Raw genomic sequence first — 23,669 nt, 5'->3', positions numbered from 1 at the left:
ATGAAGGGTTTGTTGGACCTGTTCAAGCAATTCACGCCGGACGAACATTTCGACGCGATCAAGATCGGGCTGGCCTCGCCCGAGAAGATCCGCTCGTGGTCGTTCGGTGAAGTGAAGAAGCCCGAGACCATCAACTACCGGACGTTCAAGCCGGAACGTGATGGCCTGTTCTGCGCCAAGATCTTCGGCCCGATCAAGGACTACGAGTGCCTGTGCGGCAAGTACAAGCGCCTGAAGCACCGTGGCGTGATCTGCGAGAAGTGCGGCGTCGAAGTCACCCAGACCAAGGTGCGCCGTGAGCGCATGGGCCACATCGAGCTGGCCGCTCCTTGCGCGCACATCTGGTTCCTGAAGTCGCTGCCGTCGCGTCTGGGCCTGGTGCTCGACATGACGCTGCGCGACATCGAGCGCGTGCTGTACTTCGAAGCGTACGTCGTGGTGGATCCGGGCATGACCCCGCTGAAGAAGTTCAGCATCATGTCCGAGGACGACTACGACGCGAAGCGCATCGAGTTCGGTGACGAGTTCATCGCGCTGATGGGCGCCGAAGGCATCCAGAAGCTGCTGGCGGAAATGGATCTCGACGTCGAGATCGACCGCCTGCGCAACGACATGACCGGCTCCGAGCTGAAGATCAAGAAGAACTCCAAGCGCCTCAAGGTGATGGAGGCCTTCAAGCGCTCGGGCATCAAGCCGAACTGGATGGTGCTGGAAGTGCTGCCGGTGCTGCCGCCGGACCTGCGTCCGCTGGTGCCGCTGGACGGTGGTCGCTTCGCGACGTCGGACCTGAATGACCTGTACCGCCGCGTCATCAACCGCAACAACCGCCTGGCACGTCTGCTCGAGCTGAAGGCCCCTGAGATCATCGTGCGCAACGAAAAGCGCATGCTGCAGGAAGCCGTCGACTCGCTGCTGGACAACGGCCGTCGCGGCAAGGCGATGACCGGTGCGAACAAGCGTGCCCTCAAGTCGCTGGCCGACATGATCAAGGGCAAGAGCGGTCGCTTCCGTCAGAACTTGCTGGGCAAGCGCGTCGACTACTCGGGCCGTTCGGTCATCACCGTGGGCCCGACGCTCAAGCTGCACCAGTGCGGCCTGCCGAAGCTGATGGCGCTGGAGCTGTTCAAGCCCTTCATCTTCTCGCGTCTGGAAGCGATGGGCATCGCGACCACGATCAAGGCCGCGAAGAAGGAAGTCGAGAGCGGCACCCCCGTCGTCTGGGACATCCTGGAAGAGGTCATCAAGGAGCACCCGGTCCTGCTGAACCGCGCACCGACGCTGCACCGCCTGGGCATCCAGGCGTTCGAGCCGGTGCTGATCGAAGGCAAGGCGATCCAGCTGCATCCGCTGGTCTGCGCGGCGTTCAACGCCGACTTCGACGGTGACCAGATGGCCGTCCACGTGCCGCTGTCGATCGAAGCGCAGATGGAAGCCCGCGTGCTGATGCTGGCTTCGAACAACGTGCTGTTCCCGGCCTCGGGCGAGCCGTCGATCGTGCCGTCGCAAGACGTGGTGCTGGGTCTGTACTACGCGACCCGCGAGCGCACCAACGGCAAGGGCGAGGGCATGGTCTTCTCGGACATCCCCGAGATGATCCGCGCGCTGGAGAACGGCGCGGTGGAGATCACCGCCAAGATCAGCGTGCGCCTGACCGAGTACGTCAAGGACGGCGAGGAATGGGTCGCCCAGACCAAGCTGACGGACACGACCGTGGGCCGTGCGCTGCTGTCCGAGATCCTGCCCAAGGGCCTTCCCTTCTCCAACATCAACAAGGCGTTGAAGAAGAAGGAAATCTCCAAGCTGATCAACACGTCCTTCCGCAAGTGCGGCCTGAAGGAAACCGTGGTGCTGGCAGACAAGCTGCTGCAGGCCGGTTTCAAGCTGGCCACGCGCGCGGGCATCTCGATCGCCATCGATGACATGCTCGTGCCCAAGCAGAAGGTCGAGCTGATCGACCGGGCCGAGAAGGAAGTCAAGGAGATCGAGCAGCAGTACGTCTCGGGTCTCGTGACCGCCGGCGAGCGCTACAACAAGGTCGTCGACATCTGGGGCAAGACCGGTGACGAAGTCGGCAAGGTCATGATGTCGCAGCTGTCCAAGGAAAAGATCCTGGACCGCCACGGCAAGGAAGTCGAGCAGGAGTCGTTCAACTCGATCTACATGATGGCCGACTCGGGCGCGCGGGGTTCCGCGGCGCAGATCCGTCAGCTGGCCGGCATGCGCGGCCTGATGGCGAAGCCGGACGGCTCGATCATCGAGACGCCGATCACGGCGAACTTCCGCGAAGGCCTGAACGTTCTGCAGTACTTCATCTCCACCCACGGTGCTCGTAAGGGCCTGGCGGACACGGCGCTGAAGACCGCGAACTCGGGTTACCTGACCCGCCGCCTGGTCGACGTGACGCAGGATCTGGTCGTGACCGAATCCGATTGCGGCACGGACAACGGCATCAACATGCGCGCCCTGGTGGAAGGCGGTGAGGTGATCGAGTCCCTGCGTGACCGGATCCTGGGTCGCGTGGCTGCGATCGATGTCGTGCATCCGGAAACGCAAGGCGTCCTGCTGACCGCCGGCAACATGCTGGATGAAGACATCCTGGACATGCTGGAAGCTGCCGGCGTGGACGAGGTCAAGGTCCGCACCCCGCTGACCTGCGGCACCCGTTTCGGTCTGTGCGCGAAGTGCTATGGCCGCGACCTGGGTCGTGGCGGCATGGTGAACACCGGCGAAGCGGTCGGCGTCATCGCCGCCCAGTCGATCGGTGAACCCGGCACCCAGCTGACGATGCGGACGTTCCACATCGGCGGTGCGGCGTCGCGCGCGGCGGTGGCCTCGAGCGTGGAAGCGAAGTCGGACGGCATCATCGGTTTCAACGCCACGATGCGCTACGTCACGAACGGCAAGGGCGAACTGGTGGTGATCTCGCGTTCCGGCGAAATCGTCATCTCCGATCCGCATGGCCGTGAGCGCGAGCGTCACAAGGTGCCTTACGGCGCCCTGCTGAACATCAAGGCTGACCAGACCATCAAGGCCGGCACCATCCTGGCGACCTGGGACCCGCTGACCCGCCCGATCATCACGGAATTCGCCGGTCAGGCGAAGTTCGAGAACGTCGAGGAAGGCGTCACCGTGGCCAAGCAGGTCGACGAAGTGACGGGCCTGTCCACGCTGGTCGTGATCGACCCGAAGCGCCGCGGTGCTGCCAAGGTCATCCGCCCGCAGGTCAAGCTGCTCGACGCCAATGGCCAGGAAGTGAAGATCCCCGGCACCGATCACTCGGTGACGATCGGCTTCCAGGTCGGCTCGCTGGTCCAGATCCGCGACGGTCAGGAGCTTGCTCCTGGTGAAGTCCTGGCCCGTATCCCGGTGGAAGGTCAGAAGACCCGCGACATTACCGGCGGTCTGCCGCGTGTTGCCGAGCTCTTCGAAGCCCGCTCCCCGAAGGACGCTGGCTTCCTGGCGGAGCAGACCGGCACGGTCTCGTTCGGCAAGGAGACCAAGGGCAAGGTCCGCCTCGAGATCACCGATCCGGAAGGTCGCAAGCACGAGCTGCTGGTGCCCAAGGAAAAGAACATCCTGGTGCACGAAGGCCAGGTGGTGAACCGCGGTGAACTGGTGGTCGACGGCCCGGCCGATCCGCAGGACATCCTGCGTCTGCTGGGTATCGAGGAACTGGCGCGCTACATCGTCGACGAAGTGCAGGACGTGTACCGTCTGCAGGGTGTGAAGATCAACGACAAGCACATCGAGGTGATCGTTCGCCAGATGCTGCGCCGCGTGCAGATCGTCAACCCGGGCGACTCGGCCTACATCGCCGGCGAGCAGGTCGAGCGTTCGGAGCTGCTGGACACCAACGACCGCCTGCGCAGCGAGGGCAAGCTGACCGTGACGCACGCCGACGTGCTGCTCGGTATCACGAAGGCCTCGCTGTCCACGGACTCGTTCATCTCCGCGGCGTCGTTCCAGGAAACGACCCGTGTGCTGACCGAAGCCGCGATCATGGGCAAGCGCGACGAACTCCGTGGTCTGAAGGAGAACGTCATCGTGGGTCGCCTGATTCCTGCCGGTACCGGCATGGCCTTCCACCAGGCGCGTCGCGCCAAGGAAGAAATGGACGACGCCGAGCGCCGTTCCATCGCCATCCAGGAAGCCGAGGAAATGGCGGCGGTGCAGCTGTCCGCGCTCGACGCGGCCAGCGACGCCGGCACCGGCGAGTAAACGCACCAACTGCATCGAGCCGCTTGCGGCTTGATCCGAAGGCTGCCGTCCCGCAAGGGCGGCAGCCTTTTTCATTGGCGCGACGAAATCAGGGCGTGGAACTCGCCGCGTTCAGCTTCAGCCAGGCGGTGGGGGAAAGGATGGGGAGTCCGAGCTTCGCGGCGCGTTTGGCCACCTTGAGCACGGCCCTGTCTCGGGAGATCAAGCTCGTCGAATGCGTCGTCGCCAATGCAAGGCCGAGATCGATGAACTTCTGGTCATCGGTATCGCTGCAGCGCGGGCGCGCAATGCCGAGTATGGGCTCGTCGACAATGCAGCAGTGCCGGGCGAACGCTTCATGCACCCGCGCCAGGTTCGGTGCGTAGCGCGCGGCCACGCCTCGTCCGATCACATGCAGAAGCTCCGCCTTCATGGCTGCCGTGGCCGTCCAATGCAAGCGCTGGCTTACTACCGCGGCTATCAATGGAGCGAGACTGGGCTCGTTGAAGACCAGCCAGTCCATGACGACCTGCGTGTCGAGGACGACCAGGGGCGCCGAGTCGTCGGCGTTGCCCGGATGCAGCGGAAAAGCGGCGGAGACGGCGGTGCTCATAGGGTCCGGGAGCATAGCGCCTTGTGTGTTTTGGTTGAACTCGCCTACAATCGCCGGCTCTCCAGCATGTCTTGATGCGTCCCGGGTCCAGGTTTCGAACCGGCCCCGGGTTGATTCGAGCGTGGTGCCGCAAGGCGCTGCGCTTTTGTCGCTTGTGGGATGCCGCGAATTCGTGGACTTCCTGAAGGCCAAGACCGGCTGGGGTTGTGACTTCAAACGGGAACAAGTTACTTATGCCAACCATCAATCAGCTCGTTCGCCACGGTCGTGAGACCGAGGTGACGAAATCCAAGTCGCCGGCGATGCAGTCGTGCCCGCAACGTCGTGGCGTCTGCACCCGCGTGTACACCACCACCCCGAAGAAGCCGAACTCGGCGCTTCGTAAGGTTGCCAAGGTTCGCCTGACCAACGGTTTCGAGGTCATCTCGTACATCGGCGGTGAAGGCCACAACCTGCAAGAGCACAGCGTCGTGCTCGTGCGCGGCGGCCGGGTCAAGGACTTGCCGGGTGTGCGCTACCACATCGTGCGCGGCTCGCTCGACCTGCAAGGCGTCAAGGATCGCAAGCAATCGCGTTCCAAGTACGGCGCGAAGCGCCCGAAGAAGTAAGGCTCTACAGCCAAGGTCTTGGTGGCCGAGAGGTCATCGAATATTTGCGGCCCGAGTGTATGTGCACCGGCAGCCGAGTAAGTGGATCCCCCCAGATGTCGGTGGAGATCCGCGGCGGGGCGAGAGCCCTGACCAACTGAAGCATTGAAGGAAGAATCCCATGCCACGTCGTCGCGAAGTACCCAAGCGCGAGATCCTGCCGGACCCGAAGTTCGGAAGCGTTGATCTGTCCAAGTTCATGAACGTCATCATGGAATCGGGCAAGAAGGCCGTTGCTGAGCGCATCATTTATGGCGCGCTGGAGCAAGTCGAGCAGAAGTCCGGCAAGGACCCGCTCGAGATCTTCATGATCGCGATCAACAACGTGAAGCCCATGGTCGAAGTGAAGTCCCGTCGCGTTGGCGGTGCGAACTACCAAGTTCCCGTGGAAGTTCGCCCCGTCCGCCGTCTGGCCCTCGCCATGCGCTGGTTGAAGGAATCCGCGCGCAAGCGTGGTGAGAAGTCGATGGCCCAACGTCTGGCCAACGAACTGCTGGAGGCCTCCGAAGGCCGTGGTGGCGCGATGAAGAAGCGCGACGAAGTCCACCGCATGGCAGACGCCAACAAGGCGTTCTCGCACTTCCGCTTCTAATCAAGACCTCTCTGGCCGCCTCGGGTTACTACTGACCCGATGGCGGCTCCATGCATTTGGAGTGACACCATGTCCCGCAAGACCCCCATCGAGCGCTACCGCAACATCGGTATCTCGGCGCACATCGATGCCGGCAAGACCACCACGACGGAACGCATCCTGTATTACACCGGTGTGAACCACAAGATCGGTGAAGTGCACGACGGCGCTGCCACGATGGACTGGATGGAGCAGGAACAAGAGCGCGGCATCACGATCACGTCGGCCGCGACGACCTGCTTCTGGAAGGGCATGGACATGTCCTACCCCGAGCATCGCTTCAACATCATCGACACGCCCGGACACGTGGACTTCACGATTGAAGTCGAGCGTTCGATGCGCGTGCTGGACGGCGCCTGCATGGTGTACTGCGCCGTCGGCGGCGTGCAGCCCCAGTCGGAAACCGTCTGGCGCCAGGCCAACAAGTACCGCGTGCCGCGTCTGGCGTTCGTGAACAAGATGGACCGTACCGGTGCCAACTTCTTCAAGGTCGTCGACCAGATGAAGACCCGCCTGAAGGCGAATCCGGTGCCCATCGTGATCCCCATCGGCGCCGAAGAGAACTTCACCGGCGTGGTGGACCTGCTCAAGATGAAGGCCATCATCTGGGACGAAGCGTCCCAGGGCATGAAGTTCGAGTACCAGGACATCCCGGCCAACCTCGTCGATACCGCCAACGAATGGCGCGAGAAGATGGTTGAGGCCGCTGCGGAAGCGACCGAAGAGCTGATGAACAAGTACCTCGAGACGGGCGACCTGACCGAGGAAGAGATCAAGCTGGCGATCCGCAAGCGCACCATCGCGACCGAGATCCAGCCGATGCTGTGCGGCACCGCGTTCAAGAACAAGGGCGTGCAGCGCATGCTGGACGCCGTCATCGACTTCCTGCCGTCGCCGCTGGACATCCCGCCGGTCTCGGGCACGGACGAAGATGAGCAGCCGATCTCGCGTCAGCGTACCGACGAAGAAAAGTTCTCGGCGCTGGCCTTCAAGCTGATGACCGACCCGTACGTCGGCCAACTGACCTTCGTGCGCGTCTACTCGGGCGTGCTGCAGTCGGGTGCGACCGTCTACAACCCGGTCCGCGGCAAGAAGGAGCGTATCGGCCGGATCCTGCAGATGCACGCCAACCAGCGTGAAGAAATCAAGGAAATTCTGGCGGGCGACATTGCTGCCTGCGTGGGCCTGAAGGACGTCACCACGGGCGAAACCCTGTGCGACCCCGACAGCATCATCACGCTGGAGCGCATGGTCTTCCCGGAGCCGGTGATCTCGCAGGCCGTCGAGCCGAAGACCAAGGCTGACCAGGAAAAGATGGGCATCGCGCTGGGGTCGTCTGGCGGCCGAAGATCCGTCCTTCCGTCTGCGCACCGACGAGAAGAGTCCGGCCAGACCATCATTTCCGGCATGGGCGAGCTTCACCTGGAAATCATCGTCGATCGCATGAAGCGCGAATTCGGCGTGGAAGCCAACGTGGGCAAGCCGCAAGTTGCCTACCGCGAAACGGTCCGCAAGTCGGTGACCGACGTTGAAGGCAAGTTCGTGCGCCAGTCGGGCGGCAAGGGCCAGTACGGCCACGTCGTGTTCTCGCTGGAACCGCAAGAGGCCGGCAAGGGCTTCGAGTTCGTCGATGCCATCAAGGGCGGCGTGGTGCCCCGCGAGTTCATCCCCGCGGTCGAGAAGGGTGTCATCGACAGCCTGCCGAACGGCGTGCTGGCCGGCTACCCGGTCGTGGACGTGAAGGTCACGCTGACCTTCGGTTCGTACCATGACGTGGACTCGAACGAAAACGCGTTCAAGATGGCCGCCTCGATGGGCTTCAAGGAAGCCTGCCGTCGCGCCAGCCCGGTCATTCTCGAGCCGATGATGGCCGTGGAAGTCGAAACGCCGGAAGACTATGCTGGTACGGTGATGGGCGATCTGTCCAGCCGTCGTGGCATGGTGCAAGGCATGGACGACATGATCGGTGGCGGCAAGATCATCAAGGCGGAGGTTCCTCTGTCCGAGATGTTCGGCTACTCGACCTCGCTGCGTTCGGCCACGCAGGGCCGTGCGACGTACACGATGGAGTTCAAGCACTACAGCGAAGCTCCGAAGAACGTCGCTGACGCGATCATCACTGCTCGCGCAAAGTGATGACCTGAGCCGGTGCTCTGGGGTGCCGGCTCGTTTCGTTCTCGATCATCGAATCGTCTTCGCAGTGACTCCTCCCGGTTGCCGGTCGCCGGGATACAGGACGCTGCGGAAACGCTAAACCAACAGACCGGGCAAATGCTCTTTTTGGAGAATTGAAATGGCAAAAGGCAAGTTTGAACGTACCAAGCCGCACGTGAACGTGGGCACGATTGGTCACGTTGACCATGGCAAGACGACGCTGACGGCCGCGATCGCGACCGTGCTGTCGAAGAAGTTCGGCGGCGAAGCCAAGGCGTACGACCAGATCGACGCGGCGCCGGAAGAGAAGGCGCGTGGCATCACGATCAACACCGCGCACGTCGAGTACGAGACGGCCAACCGCCACTACGCGCACGTTGACTGCCCGGGCCACGCTGACTATGTGAAGAACATGATCACGGGCGCGGCGCAGATGGACGGCGCGATCCTGGTGTGCTCGGCCGCTGACGGCCCGATGCCCCAGACCCGCGAGCACATCCTGCTGGCGCGTCAGGTGGGTGTGAAGTTCATCATCGTCTTCCTGAACAAGTGCGACATGGTGGACGACGCCGAGCTGCTGGAGCTGGTGGAGATGGAAGTCCGCGAGCTGCTGAGCAAGTACGACTTCCCGGGCGACGACACGCCGATCATCAAGGGTTCGGCCAAGCTGGCGCTGGAAGGCGACACGGGCGATCTGGGCGAGCAGGCCATCATGCGCCTGGCTGACGCGCTGGACACGTACATCCCCCAGCCTGACCGTGCCGTTGACGGCGCGTTCCTGCTGCCGGTGGAAGACGTGTTCTCGATCTCGGGCCGCGGCACCGTGGTGACGGGTCGTGTCGAGCGCGGCATCATCAAGGTCGGCGAGGAAATCGAGATCGTCGGTATCCGCGAAGTCCAGAAGACGACCGTGACCGGCGTGGAAATGTTCCGCAAGCTGCTGGACCAGGGTCAAGCCGGCGACAACGTCGGTATCCTGCTGCGCGGCACCAAGCGTGAAGACGTCGAGCGCGGCCAGGTGCTGGCCAAGCCCGGCTCGATCAAGCCGCACACCCACTTCACCGCTGAGATCTATGTTCTGAGCAAGGAAGAGGGCGGCCGTCACACCCCGTTCTTCAACAACTACCGTCCCCAGTTCTATTTCCGCACGACGGACGTGACTGGCGCCGTGGAGCTGCCGAAGGACAAGGAAATGGTCATGCCTGGCGACAACGTCAGCATCACCGTGAAGCTGATCGCTCCGATCGCCATGGAGCAAGGTCTGCGCTTCGCCATCCGTGAAGGCGGTCGTACCGTCGGCTCGGGCGTCGTGGCCACCATCATCGAGTAAATCTTTTGCTGGTACCCGCCGGGTACCTGTGAGGCGCGCCACCCGTTTCGGCGGGCGGCGAGTCCCGAACTCGGCGGCGCCATCGCTGCCTCCGCGATGCTTCGCGCATCGCGTCGCTCTTTGAAGGAAAAGTCATGTCTACCAAGCAAAAGATCCGCATCCGGCTGAAGGCCTTCGATTACAAGCTGATCGACCAATCGGCTCTGGAAATCGTGGAAACAGCCAAGCGCACCGGCGCGATCGTCAAGGGTCCCGTGCCCCTGCCGACGCGCAAGGAACGTTTCGACATCCTGCGTTCGCCGCACGTCAACAAGACGTCGCGCGACCAGTTTGAAATCCGCACCCACCAGCGTCTGATGGACATCGTCGATCCGACCGACAAGACGGTCGACGCGCTGATGAAGCTGGACCTGCCGGCCGGCGTGGACGTCGAGATCAAGCTGCAGTGATGCGGCTGGGCGCTGGAGTGATCCAGCTGCTCTCTGGAAGGCGACCTTCGGGTCGCCTTTTTCTCTGGCGCAGCTGGCGCGCTGCTTGCGGTGCGGTCAGGGTTGGCGCTATACTCCGCAGCTTTTCCGCGCCGGGATTTCCGGGTGCGGTTTCGTCGCATCGCCGTCGAAGGGTCTGGGGCCTTTACCCCTGGTCTCATCGAAGGAGCGGTGCTTGTCGGCCCGGCCAATCGATGTCGGGTGTGTGAAATGACTTCAGGTGCACGGCGGTGTCTCCGTCGGTGCGTTCGGGGTCAGGAGAAAACCATGAGTCTTAGCAATCGTCTCGGATTGCTGGGCCGCAAGGTGGGCATGATGCGTGTGTTCACGGTCGACGGTGATACCGTCCCCGTGACCGTGCTGGACGTGTCCAACAACCGCGTGACCCAGATCAAGACCGAAGAAACCGACGGCTACAGCGCCATCCAAGTGACCTACGGCGCGCGCAAGGCGTCCCGTGTCACGAAGCCGCAAGCGGGTCACCTCGCCAAGGCTGGTGTTGAAGCCGGTGAAATCATCAAAGAATTCCGCGTGGATGCTGCGGTCGCCGCCGAATACAAGGCTGGCGCGCAAGTCCCCGTGACGCTGTTCGCCGCCGGCCAACTGGTCGATGTGCAGGGCACGTCGATCGGTAAGGGCTTCGCAGGCACCATCAAGCGCCACAACTTCGGTTCGCAGCGCGCTTCGCACGGTAACAGCCGCTCGCACAATGTTCCGGGCTCCATCTCGATGGCGCAGGATCCGGGCCGGGTGTTCCCGGGCAAGAAGATGTCGGGCCACCTCGGCGACGTCACCGTGACCGTCCAGAATCTGGATGTGGTCCGTATCGACGAAGCCCGCCAGCTGGTTCTGGTCCGTGGTGCGGTTCCTGGCGCGAAGGAAGGATTCGTCGTGATCCATCCGGCCGTCAAGGTCAAGGCCAAGAAGGGAGCCAACTGATGCAACTCGAGCTCCTGAATGAGCAGGGTCAGGCGACGTCGAAAGTCGACGCCCCCGACACCCTTTTCGCTCGTGATTACAACGAAGCCCTGGTGCACCAGGTGGTCGTGGCCTATCAGGCCAACGCCCGCCAAGGCACTCGCGCCCAGCTGACCCGCGCTGAAGTCCGTCACTCGACGAAGAAGCCGTTCCGTCAAAAGGGCACCGGCAACGCGCGTGCTGGTATGACCTCCTCGCCGCTGTGGCGTGGGGGCGGTCGCATCTTCCCGAACAAGCCCGACGAGAACTTCTCGCACAAGCTGAACAAGAAGATGTACCGCGCTGGCATGGCTGCGATCCTGTCGCAACTGGCTCGTGAAGGTCGTCTGGCTGTGGTGGACTCGATCTCGATCGAAGCCCCGAAGACCAAGCTGCTGGCCGCCAAGCTCAAGGGCATGGGTCTGAATCACGTCATGGTGATCTCCGACCAGGTGGACGACAACCTGCTGCTCGCTTCGCGCAATCTGCCGAACGTGCTGGTCGTTGAGCCGCGTTACGTCGATCCGCTGTCGCTGGTCTTCTACAAGAAGGTCCTGGTGACGAAGGCTGCGATCGAGCAACTGAAGGAGATGCTGGCATGAGCGCGCCCAAGTTTGCTGATGGCCGTCTGGCCAAGGTGCTGCTCGCTCCGATCGTGTCCGAGAAGGCCACGATGGCTGGTGAAAAGCACAACCAAGTCCTGTTCAAGGTCTTGCGCGACGCGACGAAGCTCGAGATCAAGGCCGCTGTTGAACTGATGTTCAAGGTCGAGGTCGATGCGGTGAACGTCGTCAACGTCAAGGGCAAGACCAAGCGCTTCGGCGGTCGTCAAGGCCGTCGCGACCACGTCAAGAAGGCGTATGTGTCGCTGAAGGCTGGCCAGGAGCTCAACTTCTCCGGGGAGGCTGCGTAATGGCCGTCGTTAAAGTCAAGCCGACTTCGCCTGGCCGTCGTGGCGTGGTGAAGGTGGTGCACAAGCACCTGCACAAGGGCGCTCCCGAGGCTTCGCTGCTCGAGCCCCAGAAGCAGAACTCTGGCCGTAACAACAACGGTCACATCACGGTGCGCCACAAGGGTGGTGGTCACAAGCACCACTACCGCGTGGTCGACTTCCGTCGCAACAAGGATGGCATCCCGGCGAAGGTCGAGCGCATCGAGTACGACCCGAACCGCACGGCCCATATCGCCCTGGTGTGCTATGCCGATGGTGAGCGTCGCTACATCATCGCTCCGCGCAATCTGGAAGTCGGTTCGACGATCCTGAGCGGCGCTGAAGCTCCGATCAAGGTTGGCAACACCCTGCCGATCCGCAACATCCCCGTGGGTTCGACGATCCATTGCGTGGAACTGCTGCCGAGCAAGGGTGCCCAGATCGCCCGCTCCGCCGGTACCTCCGTGGTGCTGATGGCGCGTGATGGTTCGTACGCTCAGATCCGTCTGCGTTCCGGCGAAGTCCGCCGCGTGCACATCGATTGCCGCGCCACCATCGGTGAAGTGAGCAACGAAGAGCACAGCCTGCGCCAGTACGGCAAGGCCGGCGCCATCCGCTGGAAGGGTATCCGCCCGACCGTGCGTGGTACCGCCATGAACCCGGTCGACCACCCGCACGGTGGTGGTGAGGGTCGTACGGGTGAAGGTCAGGCCCCTGTGTCGCCGTGGAACACCCTGACGAAGGGCTACCGCACTCGCAACAACAAGCGCACGCAGACTTTCATCGTCTCGCGTCGCAAGAAGTAAGGGGTAGACCAACATGGCTCGTTCCCTCAAGAAGGGTCCCTTCGTGGACCATCACCTGATGGCCAAGGTCGACAAGGCCGTTGCCATCAAGGACAAGAAGCCCATCAAGACCTGGTCGCGTCGCTCGACGATCCTGCCCGAGTTCATCGGTCTGACGATCGCCGTGCACAACGGCAAGCAGCACGTGCCGGTCTATGTGTCGGACCAGATGGTCGGTCACAAGCTGGGTGAGTTCGCTCTGACCCGCACCTTCAAAGGCCACCCGGCCGACAAGAAGGCCGGCAAGAAGTAAGGATGACGACGATGGAAACCAAAGCAATCGTTCGTGGCGTCCGCCTGTCGTTTGATAAGGGCCGCCTCGTGGCGGACCTGATCCGCGGCAAGAAGGTGGATCAAGCGCTGAACATCCTCGAGTTCACCCAGAAGAAGGCCGCGCTGATCATCAAGAAGGCGCTGGAATCGGCGATCGCCAATGCCGAGCACAACGACGGTGCCGACATTGACGAGCTGAAGGTCACTTCGATCTACGTGGAGCAGGGCACCACGCTGAAGCGGTTCTCCGCGCGCGCCAAGGGCCGCGGCAATCGCATCAGCAAGCCGACCTGCCATATCTACGTGACCGTCGGCCACTGAGCCTGAAGGAAGACTATGGGACAGAAAATTCATCCGACTGGCTTCCGCCTGCCCGTCACCCGTAACTGGGCGTCGCGCTGGTACGCGAACAACCAGAACTTCGCCAGCATGCTGGCCGAAGATCTGCAAGTCCGCGAGTTCCTGAAGGCCAAGCTGAAGAACGCCGCCGTTTCGCGCATTCTGATCGAGCGTCCTGCGAAGAACGCTCGCATCACGATCTTCTCGGCCCGTCCGGGCGTGGTGATCGGCAAGAAGGGCGAGGACATCGAGAACCTGAAGGCCGAACTGACCAAGCGTCTGGGCGTGCCTGTCGCGGTCAACATCGAAGAAGTGCGCAAGCCCGAAATCGATGCCCAACTGATCGCCGACTCGATCACCCAGCAGCTGGAAAAGCGCATCATGTTCCGTCGCGCCATGAAGCGCGCGATGCAGAACGCGATGCGCCTCGGCGCGCAGGGCATCAAGATCATGTCCGCTGGCCGTCTGAACGGCATCGAAATCGCTCGTACCGAGTGGTATCGCGAAGGTCGTGTGCCTCTGCACACCCTGAAGGCTGACATCGATTACGGCTTCTCCGAAGCCAAGACCACCTACGGCGTGATCGGCGTCAAGGTGTGGGTGTACCGCGGTGACCGCCTGGCCAATGGCGAGGCCCCCGTGATCAACACCCCCCCGGGTGCCGAAGATGATCGTCGTCCCCGTCGCAATGCCCGTCCGGGCGCGCCGGGTGGCCGTGGTCGTGGCGACAAGCCTGCCGAAGGCGGCGACAAGCCTGCTGCGAAGCGTGTGGTGCGCAAGCCCGCCGCTGACGGCGGCCAGGCGTAAGGAGAACTGAACATGCTGCAACCCGCTCGTCGCAAATACCGCAAGGAGCAAAAGGGCCGCAACACTGGTGTTGCTACCCGCGGCGCGACCGTCGCTTTCGGTGACTTCGGCCTGAAGGCCACCGAGCGTGGCCGTATCACGGCTCGTCAGATCGAAGCGGCTCGCCGCGCCATCTCGCGTCACATCAAGCGCGGTGGCCGGATCTTCATCCGCATCTTCCCGGACAAGCCGATCTCGCAAAAGCCTGCCGAAGTCCGTATGGGTAACGGTAAGGGTAACCCGGAGTACTACGTGGCTGAGATCCAGCCCGGCAAGGTGCTCTACGAGATCAACGGCGTGCCCGAGGCTCTGGCGCGCGAGGCGTTCACGCTGGCCGCTGCCAAGCTGCCCCTGCGCTGCACCTTCGTGGCCCGCCAGCTCGGCGCCTGATTGGAGAACACCCCATGAAAGCATCTGAACTGCGCGCGAAAGACGTGGCTGCCCTGAAGAAGGAAGTCACTGATCTGCTGAAGGCCCACTTTGGTCTGCGCATGCAAAAGGCGACGCAACAACTGACCAACACCTCGGTGCTGGGCAACACGCGTCGTGACATCGCCCGCGCCAAGACCATTCTGGCCGAGAAGAAGGGAGCCGCGAAATGACGCAAGCTCAAGAGAAGAACACCCGCACCCTGATCGGTCGCGTCGTCAGCGACAAGCGCGCCAAGACGATCACCGTGCTGGTTGAGCGCCGTGCGAAGCACGAGCTCTACGGCAAGATCGTGGCCCGTTCCCGCAAGTACCACGCCCATGACGAAAATGGCGAGTACAAGATGGGCGACGTGGTCGAGATCGCCGAAGGCCGTCCGCTGTCGAAGACCAAGAGCTGGGTTGTGACCCGCTTGGTCCAGAAGGCTCAGTTGGTCTGATCGCCGATGTCGCGCGCTGAGCGCGACGTGTGCCTGGAGCGGGTGACCGCTCCGTGTGCGCAAATGGCTGGAACATCGGTATTCCCGGTGTCCAGCCATTTTTCATTTTTCGCGGCACACTCTGCCGCATTCATCAACCGACAACAGAATCAGGAGTGCGACATGCTGAAAGTGGGCGATCGACTGCCAACTGGCAATCTGCAGGAATTCATTGAGGTGGAGGGTGGGGGGTGCTCGCTTGGCCCGAACAGCTTCGACATCGAGAAGCTGACTGCGGGGAAGACCGTGGCGATCTTCGCGCTGCCTGGCGCGTTCACGCCGACCTGTTCCGCGCAGCATGTCCCGGGCTACGTCGCTCAAGCTGAAGCGCTCAAGGCAGCTGGCGTGGACGAGATCTGGTGCGTGTCTGTCAACGATGCGTTCGTGATGGGCGCCTGGGGCCGTGAGCAGAAGACCGCTGGCAAGGTGCGCATGATGGCCGACGGCAGTGCCACGTTCACTCAGGCCACTGGTTTGACGCTGGATCTGGCCGCTCGAGGCATGGGTCTTCGCTCGCAGCGCTACTCGATGCTGGTCCGGGACGGCGTGGTGAAGAGCCTCAACATCGAGGCCCCTGGCAAGTTCGAAGTCAGTGACGCCGGAACGTTGCTCAAGCAGGCGCAGTCGCTCTGAGTAGAGCAACAGCAGTTGACAGTCGGATTGTGCTTGCTGCATAATCCGCAGCTTCGCCGAATGGTGGCTCCGTCGCTCGACGGGTTCTGTGGCCAGCTCACAGGGCAGCCGCCTTCGGTTCTAGGTTTCTTGCCCATTTAGGCCAGACGCGGGTCGCCGCAAGGTGACAGGTGATTGGCTTACGGGCCCGAGACTGACCGCTCTCTGGATGGCTGCGATGGTCGCAGTTGCCTGAGCGGGAAAAGTTGGGGGACAGACATGATCCAAATGCAATCGCGACTCGACGTCGCGGACAACACTGGCGCCAAGTCCGTCATGTGCATCAAGGTGCTTGGTGGTTCCAAGCGTCGTTATGCCCATATTGGCGACATCATCAAGGTCAGCATCAAGGAAGCTGCGCCGCGTGGCCGCGTCAAAAAGGGCGAGGTTTACAACGCGGTGGTCGTGCGCACTGCCAAGGGTGTGCGCCGCCAAGACGGCTCCCTGGTCAAGTTCGACGGCAATGCCGCCGTGCTGCTGAACGCCAAGCTGGAGCCCATCGGCACCCGCATCTTCGGCCCGGTCACGCGTGAACTGCGTACCGAGCGCTTCATGAAGATCGTGTCGCTGGCGCCTGAGGTGCTCTAAGCCCCGCTCAGACAAAGGTATTGCCATGAACAAGATTCGCACAGGCGACGAGATCATCGTCCTGACCGGCCGCGACAAGGGTAAGCGCGGCACCGTGACGCTGCGCGTGGACGCTGACCACGTCGTGATCGACGGCATCAACGTCGTCAAGAAGCACGTTAAGCCGAACCCGCTGAAGGGCACGACTGGCGGCATCGTCGACAAGTCCATGCCCATCCATCAATCCAACGTGGCGATCTTCAACGCCGCTTCCGGCAAGGCCGATCGCGTGGGCATCAAGCTCGGCGCCGACGGCAAGCGGGTGCGCGTGTTCAAGTCGACCGGCGAAGAGATCAAGGCCTAAGGGGTAAGACATGGCTCGTTTGCAAGAGTTCTATCGCGAGAAGGTCGTCCCCGGTCTGACCGAGAAGTTCGGCTACAAGTCCGTGATGGAAGTGCCGCGCATCACCAAGATCACGCTGAACATGGGCGTGAGCGAGGCGGTCGCTGACAAGAAGGTCATGGACCACGCCGTGGGCGACCTGACCAAGATCGCTGGCCAGAAGCCCGTGGTGACGAAGTCGAAGAAGGCGATCGCCGGCTTCAAGATTCGTGACGGCGTGCCTATCGGCTGCATGGTGACCCTGCGTGGCGCCACGATGTACGAATTCCTGGATCGTTTCGTGACCGTGGCCCTGCCGCGCGTGCGTGACTTCCGCGGTATCTCGGGTCGCTCGTTCGACGGTCGCGGCAACTACAACATCGGCGTCAAGGAACAGATCATCTTCCCCGAAATCGAATACGACAAGGTGGATGCTCTGCGTGGTCTGAACATCAGCATCACGACGACGGCCAAGACGGACGACGAAGCCAAGGCACTCCTGGCTGCGTTCAAGTTCCCGTTCAAGAACTGAGGTGACCCGTGGCAAAACTCTCGATCAAGCAACGTGAGCTGAAGCGCGCCCAACTGGTCGCCAAGTACGCGAAGAAGTACGCGGAACTGAAGGCCATCATCGACGACAGCAAGAAGTCGGACGAAGAGCGCTATCTGGCCCGTCTGGAGCTGCAGAAGCTGCCCCGCAACGCCAACCCGACCCGCCAGCGTAACCGCTGCGAGCTGACCGGCCGCCCCCGTGGCACGTTCCGCAAGTTCGGCCTGGCACGTAACAAGATTCGTGAGCTGGCCTTCAAGGGCGACATCCCCGGTGTCGTCAAGGCCAGCTGGTAATCGGCAGGTTTAGGAGATTTCGTATGAGCATGAGTGATCCTATCGCCGATATGCTGACCCGCATTCGCAACGCCCAGAGCGTTGAGAAGGCCAGCGTCGTGATGCCTTCTTCGAAGCTGAAGGTCGCGATCGCCAAGGTCCTGAAGGATGAAGGCTATATCGACGATTTCGCGGTGCGCGGCGACGCTGCCCGTCCCGAGCTCGAGATCGCGCTGAAGTATTACGCCGGCCGTCCGGTGATCGAGCGCATCGAGCGCGTGAGCCGTCCCGGCCTGCGCATCTACAAGGGCCGCCACGATATTCCCAGGTCATGAATGGCCTGGGTGTGGCGATCGTCACCACCCCGAAGGGCGTGATGACCGACCGCAAAGCACGTCAAGCCGGTGTCGGCGGCGAAGTGCTCTGCTACGTCGCATAAGCCAAGGAGAGACAGACAATGTCCCGCGTTGGAAAAATGCCGGTCGTCCTCCCGCAAGGCGTGGAAGTGACGATCAGCGCTGAGAAGATCAGCGTCAAGGGAGCCCAAGGCACCCTGTTCGTGGCCGTGAACCCGCTGGTTACGGTCAAGCTCGAAGGCGGCAAGCTGACGTTCGTCTCCGTCAACGAATCGGCGGAAGCCGATGCGATGAGCGGCACGATGCGCGCTTTGCTGGCCAACATGGTCAACGGCGTCAGCAAGGGCTTCGAAAAGAAGCTGAACCTGGTCGGCGTGGGTTTCCGCGCCCAAGCCCAGGGCCAGAAGCTGAACCTGCAGATCGGGTTCTCCCACCCGGTCGTCAAGGACATGCCGGCTGGCATCAAGGTCGAATGCCCGACCCAGACGGAAATCCTGATCAAGGGTGCCGATCGCCAGGTCGTCGGTCAGATCGCCGCTGAAGTGCGCGCGATCCGTCCGCCGGAGCCCTACAAGGGCAAGGGCATCCGCTACGCCGACGAAAAGGTCTCCCTCAAAGAGACCAAGAAGAAGTAAGGAGCCGCGCCATGCTGAACAAGAAGGAACAACGCCTGCGTCGTTCGCGTCAAACGCGTGCTCGCATCGCCCTGCAGCGCGTGGCCCGTCTGACGGTCTTCCGCTCGAACCTGCATATCTACGCCTCGGTGATTTCCGAAGACGGCCAGCGCGTGCTGGCTGCCGCTTCGACCGCCGAGAAGGAAGTGCGCACGCAGCTGTCCGGCAAGGGTGGCAACGTGGCCGCCGCAAGCCTGATCGGCAAGCGCATCGCCGAGAAGGCGAAGGCCGCTGGCGTCGAGAAGGTGGCTTTCGACCGTTCGGGCTTCGCTTACCACGGCCGTGTCAAGGCCCTGGCTGAAGCCGCTCGCGAAGCCGGCCTGCAGTTCTGACGCTCAAAGGATTAGGAAATGGCAAAGTTTCAACCCCGCGCTCAGACCGAAGGCAACGACGACGGCCTGAAGGAAAAGATGATTGCGGTCAACCGCGTCACGAAGGTTGTGAAGGGCGGCCGCACGCTGTCCTTCGCTGCGCTGACCGTGGTCGGTGACGGCGATGGCCGCATCGGCATGGGCAAGGGCAAGGCCAAGGAAGTTCCGGTCGCCGTGCAAAAGGCGATGGAATCGGCCCGCCGCAACATGGTCAAGGTTCAGCTGCGCAACGGCACCATCCAGCACAACGTGGTGGGTGAGCACGGTGCAGCGCACGTGATCATGGCTCCGGCTCCGGCTGGTACTGGCGTCATTGCCGGCGGCCCGATGCGCGCTGTCTTCGAAGTGATGGGTGTGACCGACATCGTGACCAAGAGCCACGGTTCGACCAACCCCTACAACATGGTTCGTGCCACGCTGGACGCGCTCAAGCGCTGCTCCACGCCTGCCCAAGTGGCGGCCAAGCGCGGCAAGACGGTTGAAGAAATCTTCAACTGAGCGCCAGGAGATCGAGATGTCTGAAAAGAAAACGCTCACGGTCAAGCTGGTCCGCAGCCCGATCGGCTGCCGCGCGGATCACCGCGCGACGGTGGTCGGCCTGGGTCTTCGCAAGCTGAACAGCACGAAGACGCTGGAAGACACGCCGGCGGTCCGCGGCATGATCAACAAGATCGCCTACCTGGTGCAGGTGCTGTAAGCACGGCATCGACGAGGAACACAAGATGCAACTCAATACCATCAAGCCCGCCGCTGGTGCCAAGCACGCCAAGCGTCGCGTGGGCCGTGGCATCGGCTCCGGTCTGGGTAAGACCGCTGGCCGTGGCCACAAGGGGCAGAAGTCGCGTGCCGGTGGCTTCCACAAGGTCGGCTTCGAAGGCGGTCAAATGCCGCTGCAACGTCGCCTGCCCAAGCGTGGTTTCAAGTCGCTGGCTCGTCCGTTCAATGCGGAAGTGACGCTGTCGGAACTGAACCTGCTGACCAGCGAAGAGATCGACCTGCTGACGCTGAAGGCTGTGGGCCTGGTGTCCGAGCTGGCCAAGTCTGTCAAGGTCATCAAGTCCGGCGAAATCACCCGCAAGGTGAGCATCAAGGGTCTGGGCGTGACGGCGGGCGCGAAGGCGGCGATCGAAGCCGCCGGCGGCTCGGTCGCTTGATCAGCCAAGCACAGGACTAGGCAGCAGTGGCAAGCAACGCATCACAGTTGGCCAAGAGCGGCAAGTTCGGCGACCTGCGTCGCCGCCTTGTGTTCCTGGTGCTCGCGCTGGTCGTCTACCGCGTCGGGGCTCATATCCCCGTGCCCGGCATCGATCCGACGCAGCTCCAGCAGCTGTTCAAGGGTCAGCAGGGCGGGATCCTGAGCCTGTTCAACATGTTCTCGGGCGGTGCGCTGTCGCGCTTCACCGTCTTCGCGCTGGGCATCATGCCCTACATCTCGGCCTCGATCGTCATGCAGTTGATGACGTACGTGGTGCCGAGTCTGGAAGCGCTGAAGAAGGAGGGCGAGGCTGGTCGTCGCAAGATCACGCAATACACCCGCTACGGCACGCTGGGCCTGGCAATCTTCCAGAGCTTGAGCATTGCTTTCGCGCTGGAGAGTTCGCCTGGTCTGGTGTTGAGCCCTGGCTTTGGTTTCCGCATCACTGCGGTGACGAGCCTGGTGGCTGGCACCATGTTCCTGATGTGGCTGGGTGAGCAGATCACCGAGCGTGGCCTCGGCAATGGCATCTCGATCCTGATCTTCGGCGGCATCGCTGCGGGTCTGCCGGGCGCCATTGGTGGTCTGCTCGAGCTGGTTCGCACCGGCGCGATGAGCGTGATCTCTTGCCTGCTCGTGATCGCGATCGTCATCGGCGTGACCTACCTGGTCGTGTTCGTTGAGCGTGGTCAGCGCAAGATCTTGGTCAACTATGCCAAGCGGCAGGTCGGCAACAAGGTCTACGGCGGCCAGAGCTCGCATCTGCCGCTGAAGCTGAACATGTCGGGTGTGATCCCGCCGATCTTCGCGTCGTCGATCATCCTGCTGCCCACCACGCTGGTGAGCTGGTTTGCGACCGGTGACAGCATGCGCTGGTTGAAGGACATCTCGGATGCGCTGCGTCCGGGACAACCGATCTATGTGCTGCTTTATTCAGCCGCGATCGTGTTCTTCTGCTTCTTCTATACGGCGCTGGTGTTCAACAGCCGTGAGACCGCAGACAACCTGAAGAAGAGCGGTGCGTTCATCCCCGGGATCCGTCCCGGTGACCAGACGGCTCGACACATTGACAAGATCCTGTCCCGGCTGACGCTGGCGGGTGCGGTGTACATCACCGGCGTGTGTCTGCTGCCTGAGTTCCTGACGCTGAAGTACAACGTCCCGTTCTACTTCGGTGGCACCTCGCTGTTGATCATCGTGGTCGTCACGATGGACTTCTGGGCCCAGGTCCAGTCCTACGTGATGAGCCAGCAGTACGAGTCGCTGCTGAAGAAGGCCAGTTTCAAGGCCAACTGAAGGCGCACCAGGCAAACAGAATATTGGATCCAATTTGGCAATTGCGAAGGTATGGCGAAAGATGACGTCATTCAAATGCAGGGGGAGATTCTGGAGAACCTCCCCAACGCAACCTTCCGAGTCAAGCTGGAGAACAGTCACGTCGTTCTCGGTCATATCTCCGGGAAAATGCGGATGCACTACATCCGCATCCTCCCCGGCGACAAGGTGACCGTTGAATTGACGCCGTACGATTTGAGTCGTGCTCGCATCGTGTTCCGGGCGAAGTGAGCTTTTTAGCAACCCCCGGATCAACGCTGATTGAGCGAACAGAGTAGGTCAAGGAGCAGACCATGAAAGTTTCGGCATCTGTCAAGAAGATGTGCCGCAATTGCAAGATCATCCGTCGTAATGGCGTGGTGCGTGTGATCTGTACCGATCCGCGGCACAAGCAGCGCCAAGGCTGATTGGCCTAACGACTGCAAGCGAATTAGAGGACGCACATGGCACGTATTGCTGGTATCAACATTCCGCCGCACAAGCACACCGAGATCGGTCTGACCTCGATCTACGGCATTGGCCGTACGACCGCGCAGAAGATCTGCAACAGCTGCGGCATTCCGCTGGACAAGAAGGTCAAGGACCTGAACGACTCCGATCTGGAAAAGATCCGTGAGGAAGTCGGCCGTCTGACCATCGAGGGCGACCTGCGTCGCGAGATGTCCATCAACATCAAGCGCCTGATGGACCTGGGTTGCTATCGTGGCTTCCGCCATCGCCGCGGCCTGCCGGTGCGCGGCCAGCGTACCCGCACGAATGCCCGTACCCGCAAGGGTCCGCGCAAGTCGGCGGCGACCGGCAAGAAGTAATCCGCGGCAACTGAAGAAAGCTAACCATGGCAAAAGCACCCAATAACTCGGCTGCCCAGCGCGTTCGCAAGAAGGTTCGGAAGAACGTTGCCGACGGTATCGCCCACGTCCACGCTTCGTTCAACAACACCATCATCACGATCACTGATCGCCAAGGTGGTGCGCTGTCTTGGGCATCGTCGGGTGGCCAAGGCTTCAAGGGCTCGCGCAAGTCGACCCCCTTCGCGGCCCAGGTGGCTGCCGAAGTGGCTGGCCGCGCTGCTCAAGAGCAAGGCATCAAGAACCTGGACGTCAAGATCAAGGGCCCGGGCCCCGGTCGCGAATCGTCGGTGCGCGCTTTGGCTGCGCTCGGCATCCGCATCAACTCGATCTCTGACGTGACGCCGGTGCCGCACAACGGTTGCCGTCCGCAGAAGCGTCGCCGCATCTAAGCGGTGGTGCTGAACGGTCGCGATTAGTGCGATAATCTCCGGTTCGTTCAGAACATGCCGGCTGGCGCGCGAGTGCCAGCCGGCCGTTTTGCTGAGGTGGGCGAAAAAGCCTCCTTAGCAGGGGCCGACGGCGACGTCGGCCCGGTAGAAGTCACTGACTTCTTGAAGCCCACCGTCCGAGCCTACAAAAACACTGGCCGGACTCGCGCGGTGCCCGGAATGTCTCCGAGCTCGCGTCAGATTGATGAAGGACACGCAAAGTGGCACGTTACCTCGGCCCGAAGGCCAAACTTTCCCGCCGTGAAGGCACCGACCTGTTCCTGAAGAGCGCTCGCCGCGCCATCAGCGACAAGGCCAAGTTCGACACCAAGCCTGGTCAGCACGGCCGCACGTCGGGTCAGCGTACGTCCGACTTCGGTCTGCAGCTGCGCGAGAAGCAGAAGGTCAAGCGCATGTATGGCGTGCTGGAGCGTCAGTTCCGCCGCTACTTCGCTGAAGCCGAGCGCCGCAAGGGTTCGACCGGTGTCAACCTGCTGGTGCTGCTGGAATCGCGCCTGGACAACGTCGTCTACCGCATGGGCTTCGGCTCGACCCGCGCGGAAGCCCGCCAGTTGGTCTCGCACAAGGGCATCACCGTGAACGGCGAAGTCGTGAACATCGCTTCCTACCTGGTGAAGGCTGGTGATGTTGTCGCTGTGCGTGAAAAGGCCAAGAAGCAGCTGCGCATCATCGACAGCCTGAAGCTGGCCGAGTCGATCGGTCTGCCGGCCTGGGTGGCGGTCGATGCCACGAAGCTGGAAGGCATTTTCAAGAAGACGCCGGACCGCGACGAGTTTGGCGCCGAGATCAACGAGTCGCTGATCGTTGAGTTGTACTCGCGTTAATTCTTTCGTG

The 23,669-nt window shown here is 62.1% G+C and carries 33 protein-coding genes and 1 pseudogene; 33 read left to right on the top strand and 1 reads right to left on the bottom strand.

Going from position 1 to position 23,669, the window contains the following annotated elements; translation table 11 throughout:
* The gene (gene rpoC / locus ACFJIX_RS04810; RefSeq protein WP_377158116.1) at positions 1 to 4,218 is read left to right on the top strand and encodes a DNA-directed RNA polymerase subunit beta'; all 4,218 of its coding nucleotides are present in this window, start codon (positions 1 to 3) and stop codon (positions 4,216 to 4,218) included.
* Positions 4,219 to 4,306: 88 nt separating this feature from the next.
* Here the strand turns inward: rpoC and ACFJIX_RS04805 are convergent, their stop codons facing one another.
* Positions 4,307 to 4,810, bottom strand: coding sequence for a putative toxin-antitoxin system toxin component, PIN family (locus ACFJIX_RS04805; RefSeq protein ID WP_377158114.1), 504 nt, complete (start codon positions 4,808 to 4,810; stop codon positions 4,307 to 4,309).
* A 233-nt stretch (positions 4,811 to 5,043) separates the two neighbouring features.
* Between ACFJIX_RS04805 and rpsL the strand changes: the two genes are divergently transcribed.
* From rpsL to rpsD, 32 genes and pseudogenes are all read left to right on the top strand, one after another.
* Positions 5,044 to 5,418 (top strand): 30S ribosomal protein S12, encoded by a 375-nt coding sequence (gene rpsL, locus ACFJIX_RS04800; RefSeq protein ID WP_067278874.1) that lies wholly within the window; start codon positions 5,044 to 5,046, stop codon positions 5,416 to 5,418.
* A 160-nt stretch (positions 5,419 to 5,578) separates the two neighbouring features.
* Positions 5,579 to 6,049 (top strand): 30S ribosomal protein S7, encoded by a 471-nt coding sequence (gene rpsG / locus ACFJIX_RS04795; RefSeq protein ID WP_067070490.1) that lies wholly within the window; start codon positions 5,579 to 5,581, stop codon positions 6,047 to 6,049.
* A 69-nt stretch (positions 6,050 to 6,118) separates the two neighbouring features.
* Positions 6,119 to 8,224 carry an elongation factor G gene (gene fusA, locus ACFJIX_RS04790; RefSeq protein WP_377158111.1) on the top strand — a complete coding sequence of 702 codons (2,106 nt, stop codon included), beginning with the start codon at positions 6,119 to 6,121 and terminating at the stop codon, positions 8,222 to 8,224.
* Between the two features lie 157 nt (positions 8,225 to 8,381).
* A complete protein-coding gene (tuf, locus tag ACFJIX_RS04785; protein ID WP_377158110.1) occupies positions 8,382 to 9,572 on the top strand; it encodes an elongation factor Tu in 1,191 nt (396 codons plus the stop codon).
* A gap of 134 nt (positions 9,573 to 9,706) precedes the next feature.
* A complete protein-coding gene (gene rpsJ / locus ACFJIX_RS04780; protein WP_067278868.1) occupies positions 9,707 to 10,021 on the top strand; it encodes a 30S ribosomal protein S10 in 315 nt (104 codons plus the stop codon).
* A 306-nt stretch (positions 10,022 to 10,327) separates the two neighbouring features.
* A complete protein-coding gene (gene rplC / locus ACFJIX_RS04775; protein ID WP_377158107.1) occupies positions 10,328 to 10,999 on the top strand; it encodes a 50S ribosomal protein L3 in 672 nt (223 codons plus the stop codon).
* Entirely contained in the window at positions 10,999 to 11,619 is a 621-nt protein-coding gene (gene rplD, locus ACFJIX_RS04770) for a 50S ribosomal protein L4 (RefSeq protein WP_377158106.1), read from the top strand. The genes rplC and rplD overlap by 1 nt, the downstream gene beginning before the upstream one ends.
* Positions 11,616 to 11,930, top strand: a complete 315-nt coding sequence (gene rplW / locus ACFJIX_RS04765; RefSeq protein WP_377158104.1) for a 50S ribosomal protein L23 — start codon at positions 11,616 to 11,618, stop codon at positions 11,928 to 11,930. The genes rplD and rplW overlap by 4 nt, the downstream gene beginning before the upstream one ends.
* Positions 11,930 to 12,754: a 50S ribosomal protein L2 gene (gene rplB / locus ACFJIX_RS04760; RefSeq protein ID WP_377158102.1), complete on the top strand. Its 825-nt coding sequence runs from the start codon at positions 11,930 to 11,932 to the stop codon at positions 12,752 to 12,754. The genes rplW and rplB overlap by 1 nt, the downstream gene beginning before the upstream one ends.
* 13 nt (positions 12,755 to 12,767) lie before the next feature.
* The gene (gene rpsS, locus ACFJIX_RS04755; protein WP_058933599.1) at positions 12,768 to 13,046 is read left to right on the top strand and encodes a 30S ribosomal protein S19; all 279 of its coding nucleotides are present in this window, start codon (positions 12,768 to 12,770) and stop codon (positions 13,044 to 13,046) included.
* 11 nt (positions 13,047 to 13,057) lie between these two features.
* A complete protein-coding gene (gene rplV, locus ACFJIX_RS04750) occupies positions 13,058 to 13,387 on the top strand; it encodes a 50S ribosomal protein L22 (protein WP_067283213.1) in 330 nt (109 codons plus the stop codon).
* Between the two features lie 15 nt (positions 13,388 to 13,402).
* On the top strand, positions 13,403 to 14,212 hold the full coding sequence (gene rpsC, locus ACFJIX_RS04745; protein WP_377158101.1) for a 30S ribosomal protein S3: 810 nt from the start codon (positions 13,403 to 13,405) through the stop codon (positions 14,210 to 14,212).
* A 12-nt stretch (positions 14,213 to 14,224) separates the two neighbouring features.
* Positions 14,225 to 14,641, top strand: a complete 417-nt coding sequence (gene rplP / locus ACFJIX_RS04740) for a 50S ribosomal protein L16 (protein WP_297524278.1) — start codon at positions 14,225 to 14,227, stop codon at positions 14,639 to 14,641.
* Positions 14,642 to 14,655: 14 nt separating this feature from the next.
* Positions 14,656 to 14,853, top strand: coding sequence for a 50S ribosomal protein L29 (rpmC, locus tag ACFJIX_RS04735; protein WP_088404614.1), 198 nt, complete (start codon positions 14,656 to 14,658; stop codon positions 14,851 to 14,853).
* Entirely contained in the window at positions 14,850 to 15,119 is a 270-nt protein-coding gene (gene rpsQ, locus ACFJIX_RS04730; protein ID WP_067278841.1) for a 30S ribosomal protein S17, read from the top strand. The genes rpmC and rpsQ overlap by 4 nt, the downstream gene beginning before the upstream one ends.
* Positions 15,120 to 15,281: 162 nt before the next feature.
* On the top strand, positions 15,282 to 15,791 hold the full coding sequence (locus ACFJIX_RS04725; RefSeq protein WP_377158100.1) for a peroxiredoxin: 510 nt from the start codon (positions 15,282 to 15,284) through the stop codon (positions 15,789 to 15,791).
* A gap of 258 nt (positions 15,792 to 16,049) precedes the next feature.
* Positions 16,050 to 16,418, top strand: coding sequence for a 50S ribosomal protein L14 (rplN, locus tag ACFJIX_RS04720; RefSeq protein ID WP_058933605.1), 369 nt, complete (start codon positions 16,050 to 16,052; stop codon positions 16,416 to 16,418).
* 25 nt (positions 16,419 to 16,443) lie between these two features.
* The gene (gene rplX, locus ACFJIX_RS04715; protein ID WP_067278835.1) at positions 16,444 to 16,761 is read left to right on the top strand and encodes a 50S ribosomal protein L24; all 318 of its coding nucleotides are present in this window, start codon (positions 16,444 to 16,446) and stop codon (positions 16,759 to 16,761) included.
* A gap of 10 nt (positions 16,762 to 16,771) precedes the next feature.
* On the top strand, positions 16,772 to 17,311 hold the full coding sequence (gene rplE / locus ACFJIX_RS04710; protein ID WP_067278833.1) for a 50S ribosomal protein L5: 540 nt from the start codon (positions 16,772 to 16,774) through the stop codon (positions 17,309 to 17,311).
* A gap of 8 nt (positions 17,312 to 17,319) precedes the next feature.
* Entirely contained in the window at positions 17,320 to 17,625 is a 306-nt protein-coding gene (rpsN, locus tag ACFJIX_RS04705; protein ID WP_067065192.1) for a 30S ribosomal protein S14, read from the top strand.
* 23 nt (positions 17,626 to 17,648) lie between these two features.
* Positions 17,649 to 18,043, top strand: a pseudogene (gene rpsH / locus ACFJIX_RS04700) (30S ribosomal protein S8).
* Positions 18,044 to 18,061: 18 nt separating this feature from the next.
* Complete coding sequence (gene rplF / locus ACFJIX_RS04695; protein WP_377158097.1) at positions 18,062 to 18,595, top strand: 50S ribosomal protein L6; 534 nt, start codon at positions 18,062 to 18,064, stop codon at positions 18,593 to 18,595.
* Positions 18,596 to 18,606: 11 nt separating this feature from the next.
* A complete protein-coding gene (gene rplR, locus ACFJIX_RS04690; RefSeq protein ID WP_377158095.1) occupies positions 18,607 to 18,966 on the top strand; it encodes a 50S ribosomal protein L18 in 360 nt (119 codons plus the stop codon).
* 18 nt (positions 18,967 to 18,984) lie between these two features.
* Positions 18,985 to 19,503, top strand: a complete 519-nt coding sequence (gene rpsE / locus ACFJIX_RS04685; protein ID WP_067278825.1) for a 30S ribosomal protein S5 — start codon at positions 18,985 to 18,987, stop codon at positions 19,501 to 19,503.
* A gap of 16 nt (positions 19,504 to 19,519) precedes the next feature.
* Complete coding sequence (rpmD, locus tag ACFJIX_RS04680) at positions 19,520 to 19,702, top strand: 50S ribosomal protein L30 (RefSeq protein ID WP_088385516.1); 183 nt, start codon at positions 19,520 to 19,522, stop codon at positions 19,700 to 19,702.
* Positions 19,703 to 19,727: 25 nt separating this feature from the next.
* The gene (gene rplO, locus ACFJIX_RS04675; RefSeq protein WP_297524281.1) at positions 19,728 to 20,159 is read left to right on the top strand and encodes a 50S ribosomal protein L15; all 432 of its coding nucleotides are present in this window, start codon (positions 19,728 to 19,730) and stop codon (positions 20,157 to 20,159) included.
* Between the two features lie 26 nt (positions 20,160 to 20,185).
* Positions 20,186 to 21,496 (top strand): preprotein translocase subunit SecY, encoded by a 1,311-nt coding sequence (secY, locus tag ACFJIX_RS04670; protein WP_088404618.1) that lies wholly within the window; start codon positions 20,186 to 20,188, stop codon positions 21,494 to 21,496.
* 51 nt (positions 21,497 to 21,547) lie between these two features.
* Positions 21,548 to 21,766: a translation initiation factor IF-1 gene (gene infA, locus ACFJIX_RS04665; RefSeq protein ID WP_088404619.1), complete on the top strand. Its 219-nt coding sequence runs from the start codon at positions 21,548 to 21,550 to the stop codon at positions 21,764 to 21,766.
* A 62-nt stretch (positions 21,767 to 21,828) separates the two neighbouring features.
* On the top strand, positions 21,829 to 21,942 hold the full coding sequence (gene rpmJ, locus ACFJIX_RS04660; RefSeq protein ID WP_058933616.1) for a 50S ribosomal protein L36: 114 nt from the start codon (positions 21,829 to 21,831) through the stop codon (positions 21,940 to 21,942).
* 36 nt (positions 21,943 to 21,978) lie between these two features.
* The gene (gene rpsM / locus ACFJIX_RS04655) at positions 21,979 to 22,344 is read left to right on the top strand and encodes a 30S ribosomal protein S13 (protein WP_088404620.1); all 366 of its coding nucleotides are present in this window, start codon (positions 21,979 to 21,981) and stop codon (positions 22,342 to 22,344) included.
* A 26-nt stretch (positions 22,345 to 22,370) separates the two neighbouring features.
* Entirely contained in the window at positions 22,371 to 22,775 is a 405-nt protein-coding gene (rpsK, locus tag ACFJIX_RS04650) for a 30S ribosomal protein S11 (RefSeq protein ID WP_056194196.1), read from the top strand.
* 260 nt (positions 22,776 to 23,035) lie between these two features.
* Positions 23,036 to 23,659 carry a 30S ribosomal protein S4 gene (gene rpsD, locus ACFJIX_RS04645; protein WP_377158090.1) on the top strand — a complete coding sequence of 208 codons (624 nt, stop codon included), beginning with the start codon at positions 23,036 to 23,038 and terminating at the stop codon, positions 23,657 to 23,659.
* The last annotated feature ends 10 nt before the right edge of the window (positions 23,660 to 23,669 follow it).

This window comes from Roseateles sp. UC29_93, from assembly GCF_042695725.1.
Classification (GTDB): domain Bacteria; phylum Pseudomonadota; class Gammaproteobacteria; order Burkholderiales; family Burkholderiaceae_C; genus Roseateles; species Roseateles noduli_A.
Note: the sequence above shows the minus strand (reverse complement) of the source record. Positions and strands in the feature narration are given on the sequence as shown.